Raw genomic sequence first — 20,596 nt, forward strand, 5'->3', positions numbered from 1 at the left:
GAGTTTACCATAGCCTAAGCGATGTTGCGACGGACTCACCCGCCGCACACATAACCTGTTGATACCCCCTAAGCGCTGACGGTAAAACCCAACATCATGCCAGTATCTTCATGTTCCAACAGATGGCAGTGGGCCATATAAGGCATACTGGCTGGTGCGAGGTGACTAAAACGCACTAATATCTCACTGCGAGCACCTTCCACTCGTACAATATCTTTCCAGCCACGGCGATGCTCTGCCGGTGGTTTGCCGTTTTCTGTCAAAATACGGAACTGTGTCCCGTGGACATGGAAAGGATGTAACATCATGTCGCCTTCACCAGAAACGGTCCACTTCTCGAATTTCCCGAGCTTCGCGTCAAACGCCGGTTCAGTCATCGAGAACGGTTTGCCGTTAATCATATTGGCATGGCTGAAATCAAAAGCCGCCGTGCCTTTCATCGCGCCACTCGCCATGCCTTTCATATTGCCACTCTCCATACCGGCCATATTGCTGTGATCCATGCCATTCATGGCACCGTTACCCATGTTCATGCCAGCCATTGCTTGCATACCATAACGGCTCATCAGCGCTTGCATCCCTAACATATCCAATTTCGGATCCATCATCAGTTGGAACCAGCGCTCTTGCAGGCCAGTGGCATCGGCTAATGCCGGTACCACAACCAGCGAATCCGGTAGCACCTTGCTACCTGCGGCCAGTGATGGCTGAATGCGCAATACCGGTAATGGCTTATCGAACGGGACCAGGGTCATACCCATCTGTTTCACTGGCAAAGTAACCAGATCAAGCGGCTTACCATCAGCGGTATCCACCAGCACCTCAAAACGTTCACCCATCAGTATTGGCAACTCACGCACGGCTACCGGTTCGGCCAGTAAGCCACCGTCGCTGGCAATCACATACATCGGGCGGCCATCGCTGAGTGCCAAATTAAGGGAGCGGGCATTACAGCCATTGAGCAGCCTTAGCCGCACCCAACCGCGTGGGGTGATTTGCTGCGGATAGTGTGCTCCATTGGTAAACATCCGATCGCCAAACCAACCAACAGCCGCCGTCATCACATCTAACTGATAATCAATCTGCCCATCTTTACCCAGTAATTTATCCTGCAAAATAACCGGAATATCATCTACACCCCACAGCTTTGGCAGAGGAAGTTTCTCGCTCTCACTGTCATCGATCAGGACCAATCCGCCTAAGCCCATGGCCACTTGCTGGCCAGTCTTCCCATGAGTGTGGGGATGGAACCAGCAGGTAGCCGCCGGTTGATCGACACTAAAAACAACCTGCCGGGTTGTGCCGGGTTGAATCAGTGCCTGTGGACCACCGTCCACTTCGCCGGGGATTTCCAGTCCGTGCCAGTGCACCGTGGTCGCTTCTGGTAGGGAATTAGTGATATCAATAGTGACCGGTTTGCCTCGTTGCAAACGGATAGCAGGCCCCAGTAGATTGCCATTATAACCCCAGGTCTGCGTTGCTGTGGAGGGTAGCCAGGCCACAGTACCGGTCTGGATATTCAAATTAATTTTGCTATTGGCATCGGGCTGGAGCAGAGGTGGAATAGGCAGTGGTGAGAAATCTGCGGCCAAGGCCGCGCGGCTCCATAACGGCAGTGAAGTGGCGGCTCCAAGAGCTGCCGTTAACTTAATAAAATCACGGCGATGCATGGTCGTCTCCATCTTGATAATGAGTGAGTGCCTGCAAGACACAAAAACAGCAGTCTGTGAGCTTAAACCCTCCCCTTACAGGAAGGTCAAGACGTAATCAATCACTTGGTGAATCAATCCAAATCAGGTAAGTGATTCTGGTGATAAATCTGCTTGCAGTAACCTCGCCTGGCAAGGCGCATGGTGCGGGAGAGTCACCTGCATCGCTAACAACCCTGCGGCTTCAAGTACGAAGGGTATAATAAAATTTACTCTGAACCATCACAGTGTGATAACGTCTGTTAACAATGAACAAGCCTGTTTCCGCTATGAAAAGAACAACGTTAGTTATGCTGCTGCTTACTCTGTGCGGATTTTCATCTGCCAGTTCTGCATTAAGTGAATCCGAAGCAGAAGATCTTGCGGATCTGACTGCGGTATTTGTCTATCTGAAAAATGATTGTGGTTATAACGAATTACCCAATAACGAAATCAAACGGGCTATCGTCTATTTTGCTCAGCAAAATCGCTGGGACCTGCGTAACTATAATAGCTTTAATATGAAAGCGTTGGGCGAAGAGAGTTATCGCGACCTGCGTGGTATTGCTATTCCAGTTCCTACCAAATGCAAGTCTCTGGCCCGTGACTCGTTGAGTTTATTGGCTTACGCGAACTAACAATCCCGCCTTTATCCTTTCAGTCTGAAATTCCACCGTGCAACCTCATCCAGAGTTGGCTATGATGTTGCCCCCATTTTTCATGGCTGTTACTGCGAAGGAGAAGCCCCGAACATGTCACAGAAAGAACTATGGTATGAAACATTGCATGCCAACTTCGGTCAGTATTTTTCAGTAGAAAATGTGCTGTACCACGAGAAAACCGAGCATCAGGATCTGGTGATTTTTGAAAATCCCGTGCTGGGCCGTGTCATGGCACTGGATGGCGTGGTTCAGACGACCGAGCGCGATGAGTTTATCTATCACGAAATGATGACTCATGTGCCGTTACTGGCCCACGGTCAGGTGAAGAAGGTACTTATCATCGGTGGTGGTGATGGTGCCATGCTGCGTGAAGTCAGCCGCCATAAAAATATCGAACAGATTACCATGGTGGAAATTGACGCCGGTGTCGTGGAGTTCTGCCGCCAATATCTGCCGAATCACAGTGCGGGTGCCTATGACGATCCTCGTTTCACATTAGTTATTGATGATGGTGTTAATTTCGTTAACCAGAGCACTGAAAAATTCGATGTCATCATCTCCGACTGTACCGATCCCATCGGCCCAGGAGAAAGCCTGTTTACCTCAGTTTTCTACGAGGGATGTGCCCGTAGCCTGAACCAAGGCGGCATTTTTGTGGCGCAAAACGGCGTATGCTTCCTACAACAGGATGAAGCCGTCGGCAGCCACAATAAGCTTAACCACTATTTCAGTGATGTCAGTTTTTATCAGGCCGCAATTCCGACCTATTATGGCGGTATTATGACCTTCGCGTGGGCGACTCAGAACCCCTCGCTGCGTCAGTTGGATCTTGCCACGCTACAACAGCGTTTTGCTGAAGCAGGCCTAAACTGCCGCTACTATAACCCAGCCATTCATGTCGGCAGCTTTGCCTTGCCGCAGTATCTGCTGGATGCCTTAACAGCCAAATAAGGAGGTGAACTAAATTGTCCAAGCTTAAACTACACGGCTTCAACAACCTGACCAAAAGCCTGAGTTTTTGTATTTACGATATTTGTTATGCCGAGACCGCAGACGACCGCGATGGCTATATCGCCTACATTGACGAACAGTACAACGCCAACCGCCTGACCGAGATCTTGAGCGAAACCTGCTCGATCATTGGCGCAAATATATTGAATGTCGCACGTCAGGATTACGACCCTCAGGGGGCGAGTGTTACCATTCTCGTCAGCGAAGAACCGGTCGATCCGCGCGATGTTGATACCTCTGAGCACCCCGGCCCGCTGCCAAATGCAGTGGTTGCCCATTTGGACAAGAGCCATATCTGCGTTCATACCTACCCAGAAAGCCACCCTGAAGCGGGGTTATGCACTTTCCGCGCAGATATCGAAGTCTCTACCTGCGGAGTGATTTCACCGCTGAAAGCCCTGAATTACCTTATCCATCAGTTGGAGTCCGACATTGTTACGATGGATTATCGCGTGCGAGGTTTTACCCGTGATATCAATGGGATAAAGCATTTTATCGATCATAAGATCAACTCGATTCAGAATTTCATGTCTGACGATATGAAGTCGCTGTATCACATGATGGATGTGAATGTTTATCAAGAAAACATCTTTCATACCAAGATGATGTTGAAAGACTTCGATTTGAAGCATTATCTGTTTAACGCCAAGCCGGAAGAGCTGAGTGCCGCAGAAAGAGAACGTATTACTCGCCTGTTATATAAAGAGATGCAGGAAATCTACTATGGCCGCAATGTGCCAGAAATGTGATACGTTGCCGGTAATACCACTGTATTTATATGTTATTAATCAGTAATAAGTCAGACAAGAAACCGATTAATCGGGCATAACTCTTTTTGCCCGGTTAATACCTCCAACTCAAGGAATGACCCCGCGAATGAACCGCCTCCCCACCCTATATGGCATTATTGCAATCCTGCTTTGGAGCATGAGTGTCGCTTTAACGCGCGGACTATCTGAAACCTTGGGTCCGTTTGGGGCCGGAGCGGCAATTTACAGCCTGAGTGGAGTTTTGGTGTGGTTGGTGGCGGGTAAACCTACGTTACGTGGACAGCATCCAGCTTATCTGTACGGTTGTGGTTTACTATTTGTGGTGTATATGGTGGCGTTCGCTTTGGCTATTGGTATGGCTAATGACCGTCAGCAGACACTGGAAATTGGCTTGATCAATTACCTGTGGCCGAGTTTAACCTTGCTGTTAGCGGTTCCATTACTTAAGCTGCGTGCCCGTTGGTGGTTATGGCTGGGAGTTGCACTTGCTTTATTCGGTGTAATCTGGGTAGTCAGCGGTGGAAACGGACTAGATATCAACGTATTGAGCACCAATGTTCGCAGTAACCCTCTGGCCTACAGCCTGGCACTCATCGCGGCGTTTACCTGGGCGGCTTATTCCAATCTGGTCCGTTTGTACAGCCGTGGACCAGGGGCGTTGCCGCTGTTTTTACTCGCCTGCGCCCTGTGTTTGTGGGTCATGTTCTTTATGCTGACCCCCGGCAAGTTGCATTTCACCACACGGGCAACATTTGAACTGTTACTTATGGGAGCCAACACTGCGCTGGCCTATCTGTGTTGGGATATTGCCATGAAAAAGGGCAATGCCACATTAGTGGCTGCTCTATCCTACTTCACACCACTGCTATCGATATTGATTGCCAGCTTGTGGCTCAATACCCTGCCCTCAGCCGCTTTCTGGCCTGGAGTGGCGATGGTGGTGGTAGGTTCTCTGCTGTGCTGGTCTGCCAGCCGCAATCCCCTTCGGACTTGAAGCCGCAGGTTGGCAGCAACTCCAAGTTCTTTGAGTAAATATTTTATTTAGAAGTAATGAAGTTACGATAGCCTTTCAATACCAGCAGAAAGTCCTCTAACCCGCACAGACAGAGGCTTTCTTCATCATAGTAATTCATGCCCTCTTCCATCTCATCGCCGTCTAGATCCAGTTGATTGGCACGCACCATCACTTCTTCCCCATCCAGCCACAAGGTATATTCATGGCCGGTCAACTGCCACTGGCGCTCACTGCCTTTCACTTCCATAGCGGCAGCTTCAATTTGATCGAGTTTCGCCAGGTCGCCCTTAATCTCTTCATTGAGCCAATGGCCGATCACTTCATGTCCCATGGAGAATCTGACCAGCACTTGCCCTGTTAAATCACGCAAGAATTCATAGTCCATAGCATGCCCTCCTGATGCTCTTATAATTATTGTAACCGTATTTAGCCCACCCACTTGGCGCAAGCTCGCAAAGCCGGTAAATACCACTAAGATTTCACTACCAGACGGTTTGTTTAAAATAGAAACGGGAGGCCATAGGCCTCCCGTCAGATACGTATTATACATCATACCCAAAGTAATTGGTGTTACAGATAGGCGGCAAGCTAACAGCCCTGTAACTCCAAAGACAAAGGGTATAGCTGTTTAGACTGCGGTTTGGAAGATAACACCGTCAGCTTTGTCCGTATATTGGCTCAACTGATCGAAGTTCAGGTAGCGATAAGTATCCTCTGCGGTCTTATCAACCTGAGCCATATAAGTTTGATATTCCTCAGGCGTTGGCAGACGCCCCAGCAGTGATGCAATCGCCGCCAGTTCAGCCGACGCCAGATAGACATTTGCCCCATTCCCCAAGCGATTCGGGAAGTTACGGGTTGACGTAGAAACCACTGTCGCACCATCAGCCACACGAGCCTGGTTACCCATACACAGTGAACAGCCCGGAATCTCAATACGGGCACCACTCTTACCAAAGACGCTGTAGTAGCCCTCTTCAGTCAACTGTGCGGCATCCATTTTGGTCGGCGGTGCAACCCACAAACGTGTTGGCAATTGGCCTTTATGTTGATCCAGCAACTTACCCGCCGCACGGAAGTGGCCAATGTTGGTCATGCAAGAACCGATAAACACTTCATCGATCTTGCTGTTAGCCACATCAGACAACAAGCGAGCATCATCTGGATCGTTTGGCGCACACAGAATAGGTTGTGTGATATCAGCCAGATCGATTTCGATTACCGCTGCATATTCCGCATCGGCATCGCCTTCCAGTAGATTTGGATTCGCCAGCCAGCTTTCCATACCATTAACCCGTCGCTCCAGCGTACGGCGGTCACCGTAGCCTTCCGCAATCATCCACTTCAACAAGACGATATTGGATTGCAGGTATTCGATAATCGGCGCTTTATCCAGTTTAATGGTACAACCGGCAGCAGAACGCTCAGCAGAGGCATCAGCCAGTTCGAACGCTTGCTCGACTTTCAGCTCTGGCAAACCTTCAATTTCCAGAATACGGCCAGAGAAGATGTTCTTCTTGCCTTGCTTCTCAACCGTCAGCAGGCCTTCCTGAATCGCGTAGTAAGGAATTGCATGCACCAGATCACGCAGAGTGATACCCGGCTGCATTTTACCTTTAAAACGCACCAGCACCGATTCAGGCATGTCCAAAGGCATTACACCTGTTGCGGCCGCAAAGGCCACCAAACCAGAACCTGCCGGGAAGGAGATCCCAATCGGGAAACGAGTATGGGAATCACCACCGGTACCAACCGTATCTGGCAACAGCATGCGGTTCAACCACGAGTGGATGATGCCATCACCAGGACGCAGCGATACGCCACCACGGTTCATAATGAAATCAGGCAAAGTATGGTGAGTGGTCACATCAACGGGCTTAGGATAAGCGGCAGTATGGCAGAATGACTGCATCACCAAATCAGCGGAGAAGCCCAGACAGGCCAGGTCTTTCAGTTCATCACGGGTCATCGGGCCGGTGGTGTCTTGTGAACCGACCGAGGTCATCTTAGGTTCGCAGTATTCGCCTGGGCGCACACCTTCAACACCACATGCGCGGCCAACCATTTTCTGTGCCAGCGAGAAGCCTTTATTGCTTTTGGCAACCGGCTTCGCCACACGGAATACTTCGCTGACTGGCAGACCCAGCGACTCACGAGCTTTAGTGGTCAAGCCACGGCCAACAATCAGTGGAATACGCCCACCAGCACGGACTTCGTCCAGCAACACGTCAGTTTTCAGCTCGAAGGTCGCGAGTATCTCACCAGTATCATGGCGGCGTACTTCGCCGAGATACGGGAAGATATCAATCACGTCGCCCATGTTTAGATTGGCAACATCCACTTCGATTGGCAAAGCACCGGCATCTTCCATCGTGTTAAAGAAGATCGGGGCAATTTTGCTGCCCAGCACCACACCGCCGCCGCGCTTGTTCGGCACGTAAGGGATGTCGTCGCCCATAAACCACAGCACCGAGTTAGTGGCGGATTTACGGGAAGAACCGGTACCGACCACATCACCGACGTAGGCCAGCGGGAAACCGATTTTGTTCAGTTCTTCGATCTGTTTGATCGGGCCAACGCTACCCGGTTGATCTGGGTGAATGCCTTCACGGGCATTTTTCAGCATCGCCAAGGCATGTAGTGGAATATCAGGGCGCGACCAGGCATCTTGCGCCGGGGACAAATCATCGGTATTGGTTTCACCGGTTACTTTGAATACGGTGACCGTGATTTTTTCGGCCAAAGGCGGTCGGGAGAGATACCATTCGGCATCAGCCCAGGATTGCATCACCTTCTTGGCGTGTGGGTTACCCGCTTTGGCTTTTTCTTCCACATCGTAGAAGTTATCAAACATCAGCAAGGTGTGAGATAACGCTTTGCCCGCAATCGGTGCCAGCTTTTCGTTATCTAACGCATCAATCAGCGGATGAATGTTATAACCGCCCTGCATAGTGCCAAGCAGTTCAATCGCTTTTTCAGCGTTAATCAGAGGGGAGTTGGCTTCACCCTTGGCAATCGCCGCCAGGAAACCGGCTTTAACGTAGGCTGCTTCATCAACACCGGGTGGAACACGGTTGATCAGCAGATCTAACAAAAATTCTTCTTCGCCCGCCGGCGGATTTTTTAATGATTCAACCAGCGCGGCCATTTGTGATGCATCTAATGGCTTGGGGACGATACCCTCAGCAGCACGCTCGGCTACGTGCTTACGGTATTCTTCTAGCACGACTCTCTCCTCGCTTTTATTGTCATTTATACCCATCATCTTTCAAACCGCAGATGTGTTGGCTGCTCTCGCTCACCCGAATCACTTACTTATGTAAGCTCATCGGGACTCTCTCGTTGGCCGCCTTCCTGCACCTTGAAATCTATTGGGTATATTTCCAGGCTATCAGTAGCCACCAGCCATCATCACTGATGCAGTAGGTGTAAGTAAGATGCCCAGTTTGCCCAGCCAGCATACCAGTATTTGAACTCAGTGTTAATTCGTTCACATAAAAGCAACATTAAATTTTTGCTGAATCGTTGAGCGCAGTGTAATCACCTGAAGTATTGATAATGGCTCTCAGTTAGCCTCTCACCGTAGGGCAATATCCGCAAAAACACCGCTGTATGATAACCACAGTAAATGAATGGATACCATCTCTCTATGAGAATCTCGTGCTATTGATATGACTTTTAGGGTGATAAATAACGAAGGGAAGATATTGTGGCGATAAATGAAGCAGAAACAGCCGATAACCACTGTTTCTGCTTTGATAAAAGACTCTATGCCCCAAGTATGAAGGGCATTTAGAATTGGGTATTCAAGCTAACAAAATAGGTCCGGCCCGGCTCATTGTAAGTCGCTGCCCCTGCACCCGCGATACCGGCTACGCTCTGAGCATTCCCGGCACGGAACTGGCGTTTGTCGAACAGGTTTTCAATCCCAGTGGTGACACTGACATTTTTTGTCACTGTATAGCTAGCACTGAGACCAAAGATGGCATATGGGCTGACTTCATTGCGTGCCGTACCCGTAACCGGCAGACCTTGATAGTCATATTTTTTCGGCTTCTGACGCCCATACCAGGTCACCGTGGATAGCAGTGACAAATCATCAGTTGCCTGCCAGTTCAGTGAACTATTCAAAGTAAACTCCGGCGTGATCGATAAGTAATCGCCGGTGCTTTTGTTCTTCGACTCCAGCATGTAGGTCAGATTGCTGCTCCACTGTACTGTCTCAGTGAAGGGCACGGTCAGATTACCTTCCAACCCTTCCACCAACGCTTTCGGCACGTTACTCCACTTGAAGATATCGGAATTAGCATAAGCACCGGTACCACCACTGGCAGTCCCGAGGGAGACCAAACCCGGCTCGATCTTATTACGATAATCATTACGGAAGTAAGTGATACCGGCAATAATGCCGTCATCGTGGAACTCGAACCCGATCTCTTTGTTTACGCTGGTTTCAGCAGACAGAGAATCATTACCCATCAGGTAGCAACTGCCGCCACCGCCATAGCAACCTTGACCACGGCTATATAACAGATAGTTAGGGTTGGTTTGATAGAGATTTGGCGCTTTATAAGAACGGGCAATACCCATTTTCATGGTGAAGTAATCACCCAGTTCCTGTGACAGATTCAGGCCCGGACTCCAGTTACTTCCCGCGGTGCTGTGATGATCAAAGCGCAGTGCTGGGGTGAGCATGGTGGTATCCGTCAACTCGATATTATCCTCAACAAATACCGAGGCTATCTGCGCCGAGCTACGAGTATTACGCCCAGTCCCCGTCAAGCCGCTGACACTGCCACCCTCACTCGTCGTTTGGGTATTAGAGCTTGGATCGTTCATTTTCTGGTCATTCCATTCCGCCCCCACGGTCAGCACCTGATTAACGCCCAATTCAAATGGCAGGTTAACCTCGGAGTGGGCCAGATAGTTGTCCAGCTTGATAGTACTGAAATATTTATTTGAGAATATGCCTTCTGTACCGCCCGCCAGCCCCTCATTAATTCGTGAGTTGCGCGTATCTTCATACTGAAAATAGGAGGTTGTACTGACGCCGTTATCCCAAAAGCCACGGTGTGTTAGCGAGAAATTATCGCGGTACATCACGTTAGTTTCCGCACCGTATAAGCTGCGAACTATGGCATTGCTGTTTGTGTTTTGTGTATCACCGGCATAAATATTTCCCTGGCGGCTATAACCTGCCTCGAACTCCAGAGATTGGCCTTGGGCAAATTCCCAACGCAGTAACCCGTTGATATCTTTATTTCGTACCCCTTCACGGCCAGCAGGCAGTGTACCGGCCTGGTTACCGGTACGGGCAGATTCATGGCCTTGGTTAATATCCCAATCATCAGCATCGGTTTTATTGTATCCGCCATACAAGCGGAAACTGACGGTATCACTTAGCGGCCCCAACAGACTGAAATCGGTACGACGAGTCGCGCCTTCCTCACTGTGCTGCGGCAGGTTCATGTAGGCGTTCCAGCTACCATGTAGTTCTTTGTCCGGCTGTTTGGTGATGATATTCACTACACCACCGGCTGCACCGTTGCCATAGCGTGCCGCTGACGGCCCGCGTAAAACTTCTATTTTCTCAACCATATTCGCGGGAACCCAGTTGGTATCACCACGGGTATCACGTTCACCACGCCAGCCATAACGCACCGCATTACGGCTGGAGACCGGTATGCCATCAATCATAATCAGCGTATTTTCAGGTCCCATGCCACGAATATCAATTTGGCGATTATTGCCACGCTGACCACTGGCAGAGTTACCGGAAAGATTAACACCCGGCATGGTGCGGATAATTTCGGACAGGTCATTCGCGGGTGGCCGTTTGCGGATATCTTCTGCGGTGATAGTGGATGCCCCCAGCGCCTGACGAACTTGCTGTTGAGCGGTCACCACCAGCGTATCTCCGGTGGTTGCCGACCCACCGGCCACAGCAGGCTCTTGCTGCGATGTGGTGGCGGTTGTTTGCGCTGTCGTCTGTGTCGCTGCTGTGGACTCAGCTTGATTTGTCGCTTGAGTTTGTGCCCAGAGCGGAGTCGATATGCAAATACCGATCAATGTCGTCAGAGAACGCCGTTGCCATTTTACTTTCATTACACTTTCCCCTGATGCAAAAAAGCCCACAGCAAATATCCGCAGAGTAAAATCTCTGGCAATCTATTCGCTGGGCGATAAAGGCGAACAAGATTGATAATTATTTCCATTATCAATTCATCGCGTTAATTGTTACATTTGCATATAGGGAAAAGGTTTGTGCAAACAGCAAATCTGTTTGTCAGAACGTCAATGTTGTCATAATGTCAGTGGAGAGTTCGTCATGTCGGCGGTGAAGCAAAACAAATTACGCAATGTCTCTCCCTCATCCAAACCGATTTATCGTGAACAAATTGTGCAACAATCGAATCTGGTTGCCAGTGATTATCAACTGAGCAGCGTGAAATCATTGTCCACTGACCCGGTATTGTTTGGCGACTTTCAAGTATTGCGTCTGAACCCACATCTGATTTTACATACCGCGAATGTCACCAACCTCTGTGATATCAAGACACAAAACCGGCTTAATCCAGCACTGAAACTGGCTATTGTGGTTAGTGGCAGCGCGCATATCTCATTCGGCGGTCAACAGTTGCATTTGCAGGAAAAAGGCGATGCCTCGCTGGTCTCATTAACTGAAAGCACCCTGTTTACTCGCCACGGTAAAAACAACAGTCACGAGCGCACATTAACACTGACTTTTGACCGTGAATGGCTGTATGGCGATTTGCTGCCACAAGCCGGCGCATGGGATACGTTGTATAACTTTACCCAACAGCATCTGGCGATTCATTTATGGCGCCCATCAGTTCACTCGCAAGCCATTGCTCAGAAAATAGCGAGCGCCCCACCCTTTTCAACGCCGCTGGAGCGGTTGCAATGGGAAACACAATGTATTGGGCTGATCATTGAAGCGTTCAGTTCACTGGAGCAGCAAGCTCAACAGCAAAATAAAATCTCATTACGTGGATTGAACCGAGTCCAGCAGGTACGTGACTGGCTGGAAAGTGGTGAGGCTGACCACCTATCGATGAGTGAATTAGCCGGTCTGGTGAATATGAGCCAGAGTACCTTGCAGCGACGTTTTCGTGAAAGTTACCACATTACGGTATTTGAATATCTGCGCCATTGTCGTTTAAAGCGGGCTATGCTGGCATTACAGAAAGAAGGAGTCAGTATCGATCAAGCCGCCGCCATTGCTGGTTATACCAGCCCAGCCAACTTTGCCACCGCACTGCGGCGGACCTTTCATATCTCGCCCAGCCAACTACGGGCGGGATCGATTTTTGATCGATAAAAAATACCTGAGTGATAAAAACCTTTAAACAAAAAAACGGCCCCTGTTAAGGAACCGCTTCATTATCTTGCTGTATTAGCGAAAATTATTTCTTTTTCGCTTTCGGATTAGGCAAGTCGGTAATGCTACCTTCGTAGATTTCCGCAGCCAGACCGACAGATTCATGCAAGGTAGGGTGAGCATGGATGGTCAACGCGATATCTTCCGCATCACAACCCATCTCGATCGCCAGACCGATTTCACCTAACAGTTCACCACCGTTAGTCCCAACAATGGCACCACCGATGATACGGTGAGTTTCTTTGTCGAAGATAAGTTTAGTCATACCGTCTGCGCAATCTGAAGCGATAGCACGGCCCGATGCCGCCCACGGGAAGGTGGAGGTCTCAAAGCTGATGCCTTTTTCTTTCGCTTCTTTCTCAGTCAGACCCACCCATGCGACTTCAGGTTCAGTGTACGCAATAGATGGAATGACTTTCGGATCGAAGTAATGTTTCAGGCCGGAGATAACTTCAGCAGCAACATGACCTTCGTGCACACCTTTATGTGCCAGCATTGGCTGACCCACGATGTCACCGATAGCAAAGATATGCGGCACGTTGGTACGCAGTTGTTTATCAACGTGGATAAAGCCACGCTCATCAACTTCTACACCAGCCTGACCGGCATCCAGCAATTTGCCGTTAGGTACACGGCCAATAGCCACCAGAACGGCATCATAGCGCTGTGGTTCTGCTGGCGCTTTTTTGCCTTCCATCGTGACATAGATACCGTCTTCTTTGGCTTCTACCGCCGTCACTTTGGTTTCCAGCATCAGGTTGAACTGCTTGCTGATGCGCTTGGTGAAAACTTTCACCACGTCTTTATCAGCAGCCGGAATAACCTGGTCAGCCATTTCTACCACATCAATTTTCGAGCCCAGCGCATGGTAAACCGTACCCATTTCCAGACCGATGATGCCACCGCCCATAACCAGCAGACGTTCAGGTACGGTTTTCAGTGCCAGTGCATCAGTTGAGTCCCAAACACGTGGGTCTTCATGAGGAATAAATGGCAGTTGGATTGGGCGAGAACCGGCCGCGATAATCGCGTTATCGAAGGTAATGGTAGTTGGGCCATTTTCGCCTTCAACCACTAAGGTATTCGCGCCAGTAAATTTACCAAAACCATTAACCACTTTGACTTTACGGCCTTTAGCCATACCTGCCAAACCACCGGTCAACTGATTGATAACTTTCTCTTTCCAGACACGGACTTTATCAATGTCAGTTTTAGGCTCACCAAAAACGATACCGTGTTCAGCCAGCGCCTTAGCTTCTTCGATAACTTTAGCAACGTGCAACAATGCCTTGGAAGGGATACAACCCACATTCAGGCAAACACCACCCAAAGTAGAGTAACGCTCAACCAGAATGGTTTCCAAACCTAAATCCGCGCAACGAAAAGCAGCAGAGTACCCTGCTGGACCTGCCCCAAGTACCACGACCTGAGTTTTAATTTCAGTACTCATCATGACCTCTTAATTGTTTGTCCGGCGAAATACCCTTCATCTTTCAAACTGTAGGCGCGTTAACACCCCTGCGACTTCAAGAACGAAAGGTATAACAAGGCCGGCGCTAAGCCGGCCTTGACGATTACATCACCAGACGACGAATGTCGGCCAGCATGTTGTTGATGATGGTGATAAAGCGCGCACCATCAGCACCGTCAATCACACGGTGGTCGAAGGAGAGCGACATCGGCATCATCAGACGCGGCTGGAACTCTTTACCGTTCCAGACTGGCTCTATCGCAGACTTGGATACACCCAGAATAGCCACTTCCGGCGCGTTAACAATCGGCGCGAAGTGAGTTGTCCCGATACCGCCCAGGCTGGAGATGGTGAAGCAACCGCCCTGCATTTCGCCAGCGGTCAGCTTACCATCACGAGCTTTCTTGGAGATAGCCATCAGTTCACGGGACAGTTCAGTGATGCTTTTCTTGTTCACATCCTTGAATACCGGAACGACCAGACCATTTGGCGTATCTACCGCGACACCGATGTTGATGTACTTTTTCAGTGTCAGCTTCTGACCGTCTTCGGACAGTGAGCTGTTGAAACGTGGCATCTGCTCGAGAGCAGCAGCAACAGCTTTCATGATGAACACCACTGGGGTGAACTTCACGTCCAGCTTACGCTTGGCAGCTTCGTCGTTCTGCAGCTTACGGAACGCTTCCAGATCGGTGATATCGGTTTTGTCGAAGTGAGTTACATGTGGGATCATGACCCAGTTACGGCTCAGGTTCGCACCAGAGATTTTCTGGATACGGCCTAATTCAACTTCTTCAATCTCACCGAACTTGCTGAAATCAACTTTCGGCCAAGGCAGCATGCCCGGCAGACCGCCGCCAGTGGCAGCAGTTGGTGCTGTTTCAGCACGTTTGACCGCATCTTTCACGTAGGCCTGAACGTCTTCGCGCAGGATACGACCTTTACGGCCGGTACCTTTCACTTTCGCCAGGTTTACGCCAAATTCACGCGCTAAACGGCGGATAACCGGCGTGGCATGCACGTAAGCGTCATTCTCAGCGAACTCGCCTTTGCTCTCAGCTTTCGCGCCAGGAGCGCTGGCCGCTTTAGCCGGTGCAGCAGCAGGAGCCGCTTGCTGGGCAGGCGCGGCAGCAGGGGCTGCGCCTTCCACTTCGAACACCATAATCAGCGAGCCGGTTTTAACTTTGTCGCCAGTGTTGATTTTGATTTCTTTAACGGTACCGGCAAATGGTGCTGGCACTTCCATTGAAGCCTTATCGCCTTCAACGGTGATCAGTGATTGTTCAGCGGCAACTTTATCCCCGACTTTAACCATCACTTCAGTCACTTCAACTTCATCGTCGCCGATGTCTGGCACGTCGACATTTTTAACCGCAGAGGCTGTTGCCGCCGCCGGTGCTGCTGCCGGTGCTGACTCAGTTGCCGCAGCGGGTGCCGCAGCACCTGCTACTTCAAATACCATGATAAGAGAACCGGTGCTGACTTTATCGCCAGTGCTGATTTTGATCTCTTTAACGGTACCGGCGAATGGCGCTGGCACTTCCATAGAGGCTTTATCGCCCTCTACAGTGATCAGCGATTGTTCAGCCGCAACAGTGTCGCCCACTTTGACCATAATCTCGGTGACTTCAACTTCGTCAGAACCGATATCCGGCACCGCAACGTCTTTCGCCGCGCTGGCCACAGAAGCCGCTGCCTGAGCCGGGGCTGCTGGCTTTTCTTCGGCTGTTGCAGGCGCCGCAGCGGCACCTGTTGCTTCGAAGATCATCATCAGTTTGCCGGTCGCGACAGTATCGCCAACTGCAATTTTGATTTCTTTAACTACGCCCGCCTGCGGTGATGGGACTTCCATGGAAGCTTTATCACCTTCAACGGTGATAAGCGACTGTTCCGCTTCAACGGTATCGCCTACTTTCACCATAATTTCGGTGACTTCCACTTCATCTGCACCGATGTCTGGTACGTTAATTTCAATAGCCATTTGTTCTTTACCTCTTATGCCAGACGCGGGTTAACTTTATCGGCGTCGATACCAAACTTGGTAATTGCTTGTGCAACTACGCTGGCGTCGATGTCACCGCGTTTAGCCAATTCACCCAGAGCTGCAACCACAACGTAAGAAGCATCAACTTCGAAGTGGTGACGCAGGTTCTCACGGCTGTCAGAGCGGCCGAAACCATCTGTACCCAGCACGCGGAACTCGCTGGCAGGAATGAAGTTACGAATTTGTTCAGCGAACAACTTCATGTAGTCAGTAGAAGCAACTGCTGGTGCGTCGTTCATGACTTGAGCCACATAAGGAACGCGTGGCGTTTCTGTTGGGTGCAGCATGTTCCAACGCTCACAATCCTGACCGTCACGAGCCAGTTCAGTGAATGAAGTTACGCTGTACACGTCAGAACCAACACCGTAGTCGTTAGCCAGAATCTGAGCCGCTTCGCGAACGTGACGCAGGATTGCACCTGAACTCATCAACTGCACTTTGCCTTTGCTACCTGCAACAGTTTCCAGTTTGTAGATACCTTTACGGATACCTTCTTCTGCGCCCTGTGGCATTGCTGGCATGTGGTAGTTTTCGTTCAGCGTGGTCAGGTAGTAATAGACGTTTTCCTGCGCTTCACCGTACATACGCTCCAGACCGTCATGCATGATGACAGCAACTTCATAAGCATAGGCCGGATCGTAAGAGATACAGTTCGGGATAGTCAGTGACTGAATGTGGCTATGACCATCTTCATGTTGCAGACCTTCGCCATTCAGAGTAGTACGACCTGAAGTACCACCGATCAGGAAGCCACGCGCCTGTTGGTCACCCGCAGCCCAGCACAGGTCACCGATACGTTGGAAACCAAACATGGAGTAGTAGATGTAGAACGGGATCATTGGCAGATCATTGGTGCTGTATGAGGTCGCAGCAGCCAGCCATGAAGAGGCAGCACCCAGTTCGTTGATCCCTTCTTGCAGGATCTGGCCTTTTTCGTCTTCTTTGTAGTAAGCAACCTGCTCACGGTCTTGCGGGGTGTACTGCTGACCATTCGGGCTGTAAATACCAATCTGACGGAACAGACCTTCCATACCAAAAGTACGCGCTTCGTCAGCAATGATTGGAACAATTCTGTCTTTGATAGATTTGTTCTTCAGCATCACGTTCAGCACACGCACGAAGGCGATAGTGGTAGAGATCTCTTTGTTCTGCTCTTCCAGCAAGGAGCTGAAATCTGACAACGCAGGGATTTCCAGCTTCTCGGTGAACTTAGGCATGCGGGTTGGCACATAGCCTTCCAGCGCCTGACGACGTTCATGCAGATATTTGTACTCTTCGGAATCTTTCTCGAAGGTAATGTAAGGCAGTTTTTCGATATCAGCATCGGCAACTGGTACATTGAAACGATCGCGGAAGTGGTGAACCCCTTCCATGTTCATTTTCTTCACCTGGTGAGCAATATTTTTACCTTCTGCTGTTTCGCCCATGCCGTAACCTTTAATGGTGTGGGCCAGGATAACAGTTGGTTTACCGGTGGTTTCTTGTGCTTTCTTCAGTGCGGCAAAGACTTTCTTCGGATCATGACCGCCACGGTTCAGAGACCAGATCTCATCGTCGCTCATGTCTTTCACTAATGCAGCAGTTTCAGGAAAACGGCCAAAGAAGTGTTCGCGGACATAAGCGCCGTCTTTGGATTTAAAGGTCTGGTAGTCGCCATCCAGGGTTTCGTTCATCAATTGGATCAGTTTACCGCTGGTATCTTTACGCAGCAGCTCATCCCAACGACTACCCCAAATCACTTTCAGAACCTGCCAGCCAGCACCATTGAAGATACCATCCAGCTCATTGATAATCTTGCCGTTACCGGTAACCGGGCCATCCAGGCGCTGCAAGTTACAGTTGATAACGAAGACCAGGTTATCCAGTTTTTCACGGGTCGCGATGGTGATCGCACCTTTGGATTCCGGCTCATCCATCTCGCCGTCGCCCAAGAAGGCGTACACGGTCTGTGCTGCAGTGTCTTTCAGACCACGGTGATGGAGGTATTTCAGGAACTTGGCCTGATAGATTGCACTGATTGGGCCAAGGCCCATCGATACAGTTGGGAACTGCCAGAATTCAGGCATCAGTTTCGGATGCGGGTAAGAAGACAGACCCTTACCATCGACTTCCTGACGGAAGTTATCCATTTGCTCTTGAGTCAGGCGGCCTTCAAGGAAAGCACGCGCGTAAACACCTGGAGAAATGTGGCCCTGGAAGTAAACCAGATCGCCGCCGTCTTTTTGGTTACGAGCACGGAAGAAGTGGTTGAAGCAAACCTCGTAGAAGGTAGCGGAAGACTGGAAGGATGCCATGTGGCCGCCCAAATCCAGATCTTTCTTCGACGCACGCAACACGGTCATCACAGCATTCCAACGGATAGCGCTACGAATACGACGCTCAAGCTCCAGGTTGCCAGGGTAAGCGGGTTCGTCTTCTACCGCGATGGTGTTGATGTAATCACGGTTGGCAGAGCCTGCCGCAACGCTCACGCCACCTTTACGGGCTTCGCCCAAAACCTGATCAATCAGATACTGAGCACGCTCAACACCCTCTTCACGGATGACCGATTCGATCGCCTGTAGCCAGTCGCGGGTTTCGATCGGATCCACGTCATTATTTAAACGTTCTGACATGGTGGTATTCCTTATCTGTTTCTAATGGTTTATTTGGAGCCTATCTTCCTGTGCTTTAACCCCAGGCTAAAGCACGTGCCCTGGTGAAAACACCGGAAGATAGGCCCATCAGTTTGTCCCCGTCATACTTCAAGCTGTAGAGGCGTTGGCTGTACTCTCTCACCCCAGTCACTTACCCAAGTAAGCTCCTGAGGATTAATGAGTCTCTTTGAGACTCACCCTACGGGCTAGCATAAATGCTGTTCAAATCGGCCTACGACCGATTTGTCATTCCCTTGCCGCCTACCTACAACTCGAATTATTTTGGGTATAGTTGCCGCTAATAATTCTCAAATGAGAATAACTACCCAACGAAATTGGAGTTACGGCAGCGCTGCCAGAGAACGAATCTCGATGAGCTGACCCAAGTCAGTGATTCGGGTGAGTTCACGCAGCTGACAACCCTGTAGCTTCAAGTACGAGGGGTATAAAACGAGTTATTGAGGTCTTGCAGAGGCGCAACCTGAATGATTCGTTTCTAGTCCTTGCGCTGTTGGAGCCGACGCAAAGATCGCTCACGGCGACTGTGCTCCCGACTAAGATCCAACAGAATTTCCTCGATAAACGCCAAGTGACGGTGTGAAGCTTCGCGGGCTTTCTCTGGCTCGCGTGCCACAATCGCCTCAAAAATCCCGGCGCGGTGACTGCTTACTGTTGCCAGCATTTCGCGGCGCGAGTAAAGCAATTCAAAGTTCTGTCTTACGTTTTGTTCCAGCATCGGCCCCATGCAACGCAGTAAATGCAGCAAAACCACATTATGCGCAGCCTCTGTGACAGCCACTTGATACTGCATAACGGCATCTGCCTCAGCATCTAAATCGCCGTTATCCTGCGCTTGCTGAATAACAGTATGGCATTCACGGATACGTTGCAGATCTTCATCAGTGCCGCGCAATGCTGCATAATAGGCAGCAACACCTTCGAGAGCATGACGGGTTTCTAACAGATCGAATTGTGATTCTGGATGGTCAGCCAGTAGCTCTGCCAGCGGATCGCTAAAGCTTTGCCACAGATTGGTTTGCACGAAAGTCCCGCCCCCCTGACGACGCAACAGCAGTCCCTTAGCTTCTAAGCGCTGAATTGCTTCTCGCAAAGAAGGTCGGGAAACATCAAATTGCTTCGCCAACTCGCGTTCAGGCAGTAATTTCTCCCCCGGACGCAGCGTCCCTTCCAAGATCAGGTATTCGAGCTGCTGCTCGATGACATCTGATAATTTGGGCTGACGTATTTTGTTGTAGGCCATAATTTGTTGTAAGTCGCGCTGTAAGCCGTATTGAGTGAATCGTCTCTGCGAGTAGCGCGGAGTCAATTGGTAATACCAATTTCAAAAACGTGACGATAAAGTAACAAAGTATTCACTAGCTGTCCATACGGACCTTGACCAAAATCATGAAACCCAGCACATTTTAACAACTTCACTGATAAAGCAATGCAAAGTGATAACGTAGCAGTGGTAATACCATTACCTGGCAGCCTCGGGTTTTAACTTTTATGAAACGGGTAATTAGGCAAGCTGAAGCGTTAAAGTGATTTTATTTGTGAATATAAATCCTGTAAATTTGAATTTATATTCAAACAAAAACAAGAAAAGTCTGTATCCCTCGGTCTCTCGCCTTAAAACTGGTATGACCATTATAAAAATGGCTTACTGGTGGCTTTTCAACCCAAAAAAGCACATTCCTGCTTTTCCTCAAAACAACAGCTTGATCACGCATCAACATTTTTCTTGCTGTTTTGGCTAAAACTTCACCGATTAAAATAAAAAGCAGATGCAATAATTCTCGCCTACCACTATTCTCTTTTAAACGGTAGCCTAAAGAGAAAATTCCCAGAAAAGCCACCGTAAACAAAATAATACAAATAATGTAATCAAAACCTT

13 protein-coding genes are annotated in these 20,596 nt (G+C 49.7%); 5 read left to right on the forward strand and 8 right to left on the reverse strand.

What is annotated here, in order from left to right; genetic code table 11:
- Positions 1 to 68: 68 nt before the first annotated feature.
- Positions 69 to 1,670 (reverse strand): multicopper oxidase CueO, encoded by a 1,602-nt coding sequence (gene cueO / locus V1953_RS17450; RefSeq protein WP_442851162.1) that lies wholly within the window; start codon positions 1,668 to 1,670, stop codon positions 69 to 71.
- A 308-nt stretch (positions 1,671 to 1,978) separates the two neighbouring features.
- Between cueO and V1953_RS17455 the strand changes: the two genes are divergently transcribed.
- The 4 genes from V1953_RS17455 to yddG all read left to right on the forward strand — a co-directional run bounded on the left by V1953_RS17455 (position 1,979) and on the right by yddG (position 5,125).
- The gene (locus V1953_RS17455) at positions 1,979 to 2,326 is read left to right on the forward strand and encodes a YacC family pilotin-like protein (RefSeq protein WP_016266377.1); all 348 of its coding nucleotides are present in this window, start codon (positions 1,979 to 1,981) and stop codon (positions 2,324 to 2,326) included.
- A 114-nt stretch (positions 2,327 to 2,440) separates the two neighbouring features.
- Positions 2,441 to 3,301, forward strand: coding sequence for a polyamine aminopropyltransferase (gene speE / locus V1953_RS17460; RefSeq protein ID WP_083160474.1), 861 nt, complete (start codon positions 2,441 to 2,443; stop codon positions 3,299 to 3,301).
- A 14-nt stretch (positions 3,302 to 3,315) separates the two neighbouring features.
- Positions 3,316 to 4,110 (forward strand): adenosylmethionine decarboxylase, encoded by a 795-nt coding sequence (gene speD / locus V1953_RS17465; RefSeq protein ID WP_083160476.1) that lies wholly within the window; start codon positions 3,316 to 3,318, stop codon positions 4,108 to 4,110.
- Positions 4,111 to 4,237: 127 nt separating this feature from the next.
- Entirely contained in the window at positions 4,238 to 5,125 is an 888-nt protein-coding gene (gene yddG / locus V1953_RS17470; protein WP_083160478.1) for an aromatic amino acid DMT transporter YddG, read from the forward strand.
- 43 nt (positions 5,126 to 5,168) lie between these two features.
- Here the strand turns inward: yddG and yacL are convergent, their stop codons facing one another.
- The 3 genes from yacL to V1953_RS17485 all read right to left on the reverse strand — a co-directional run bounded on the left by yacL (position 5,169) and on the right by V1953_RS17485 (position 11,251).
- Positions 5,169 to 5,531: a protein YacL gene (gene yacL, locus V1953_RS17475; RefSeq protein ID WP_083160480.1), complete on the reverse strand. Its 363-nt coding sequence runs from the start codon at positions 5,529 to 5,531 to the stop codon at positions 5,169 to 5,171.
- Between the two features lie 243 nt (positions 5,532 to 5,774).
- The gene (gene acnB, locus V1953_RS17480) at positions 5,775 to 8,372 is read right to left on the reverse strand and encodes a bifunctional aconitate hydratase 2/2-methylisocitrate dehydratase (protein ID WP_083160482.1); all 2,598 of its coding nucleotides are present in this window, start codon (positions 8,370 to 8,372) and stop codon (positions 5,775 to 5,777) included.
- Positions 8,373 to 8,938: 566 nt separating this feature from the next.
- Positions 8,939 to 11,251, reverse strand: a complete 2,313-nt coding sequence (locus V1953_RS17485) for a TonB-dependent siderophore receptor (RefSeq protein WP_153046286.1) — start codon at positions 11,249 to 11,251, stop codon at positions 8,939 to 8,941.
- A 223-nt stretch (positions 11,252 to 11,474) separates the two neighbouring features.
- On the opposite strand from V1953_RS17485, the gene V1953_RS17490 reads away from it, so the two are divergent.
- Positions 11,475 to 12,488 (forward strand): helix-turn-helix domain-containing protein, encoded by a 1,014-nt coding sequence (locus V1953_RS17490; protein ID WP_420072767.1) that lies wholly within the window; start codon positions 11,475 to 11,477, stop codon positions 12,486 to 12,488.
- Between the two features lie 85 nt (positions 12,489 to 12,573).
- Here V1953_RS17490 and lpdA read toward each other — a convergent pair whose 3' ends face one another.
- The 4 genes from lpdA to pdhR all read right to left on the reverse strand — a co-directional run bounded on the left by lpdA (position 12,574) and on the right by pdhR (position 19,960).
- On the reverse strand, positions 12,574 to 13,998 hold the full coding sequence (gene lpdA, locus V1953_RS17495; RefSeq protein WP_050086092.1) for a dihydrolipoyl dehydrogenase: 1,425 nt from the start codon (positions 13,996 to 13,998) through the stop codon (positions 12,574 to 12,576).
- A gap of 124 nt (positions 13,999 to 14,122) precedes the next feature.
- On the reverse strand, positions 14,123 to 16,000 hold the full coding sequence (aceF, locus tag V1953_RS17500) for a pyruvate dehydrogenase complex dihydrolipoyllysine-residue acetyltransferase (RefSeq protein ID WP_372568682.1): 1,878 nt from the start codon (positions 15,998 to 16,000) through the stop codon (positions 14,123 to 14,125).
- A 14-nt stretch (positions 16,001 to 16,014) separates the two neighbouring features.
- On the reverse strand, positions 16,015 to 18,678 hold the full coding sequence (aceE, locus tag V1953_RS17505) for a pyruvate dehydrogenase (acetyl-transferring), homodimeric type (protein ID WP_083160488.1): 2,664 nt from the start codon (positions 18,676 to 18,678) through the stop codon (positions 16,015 to 16,017).
- Positions 18,679 to 19,195: 517 nt separating this feature from the next.
- A complete protein-coding gene (gene pdhR / locus V1953_RS17510; RefSeq protein ID WP_049613280.1) occupies positions 19,196 to 19,960 on the reverse strand; it encodes a pyruvate dehydrogenase complex transcriptional repressor PdhR in 765 nt (254 codons plus the stop codon).
- Positions 19,961 to 20,596 lie beyond the last annotated feature (636 nt).

This window comes from Yersinia sp. 2541 StPb PI (genome assembly GCF_052217145.1).
GTDB classification, from domain to species: domain Bacteria; phylum Pseudomonadota; class Gammaproteobacteria; order Enterobacterales; family Enterobacteriaceae; genus Yersinia; species Yersinia enterocolitica_E.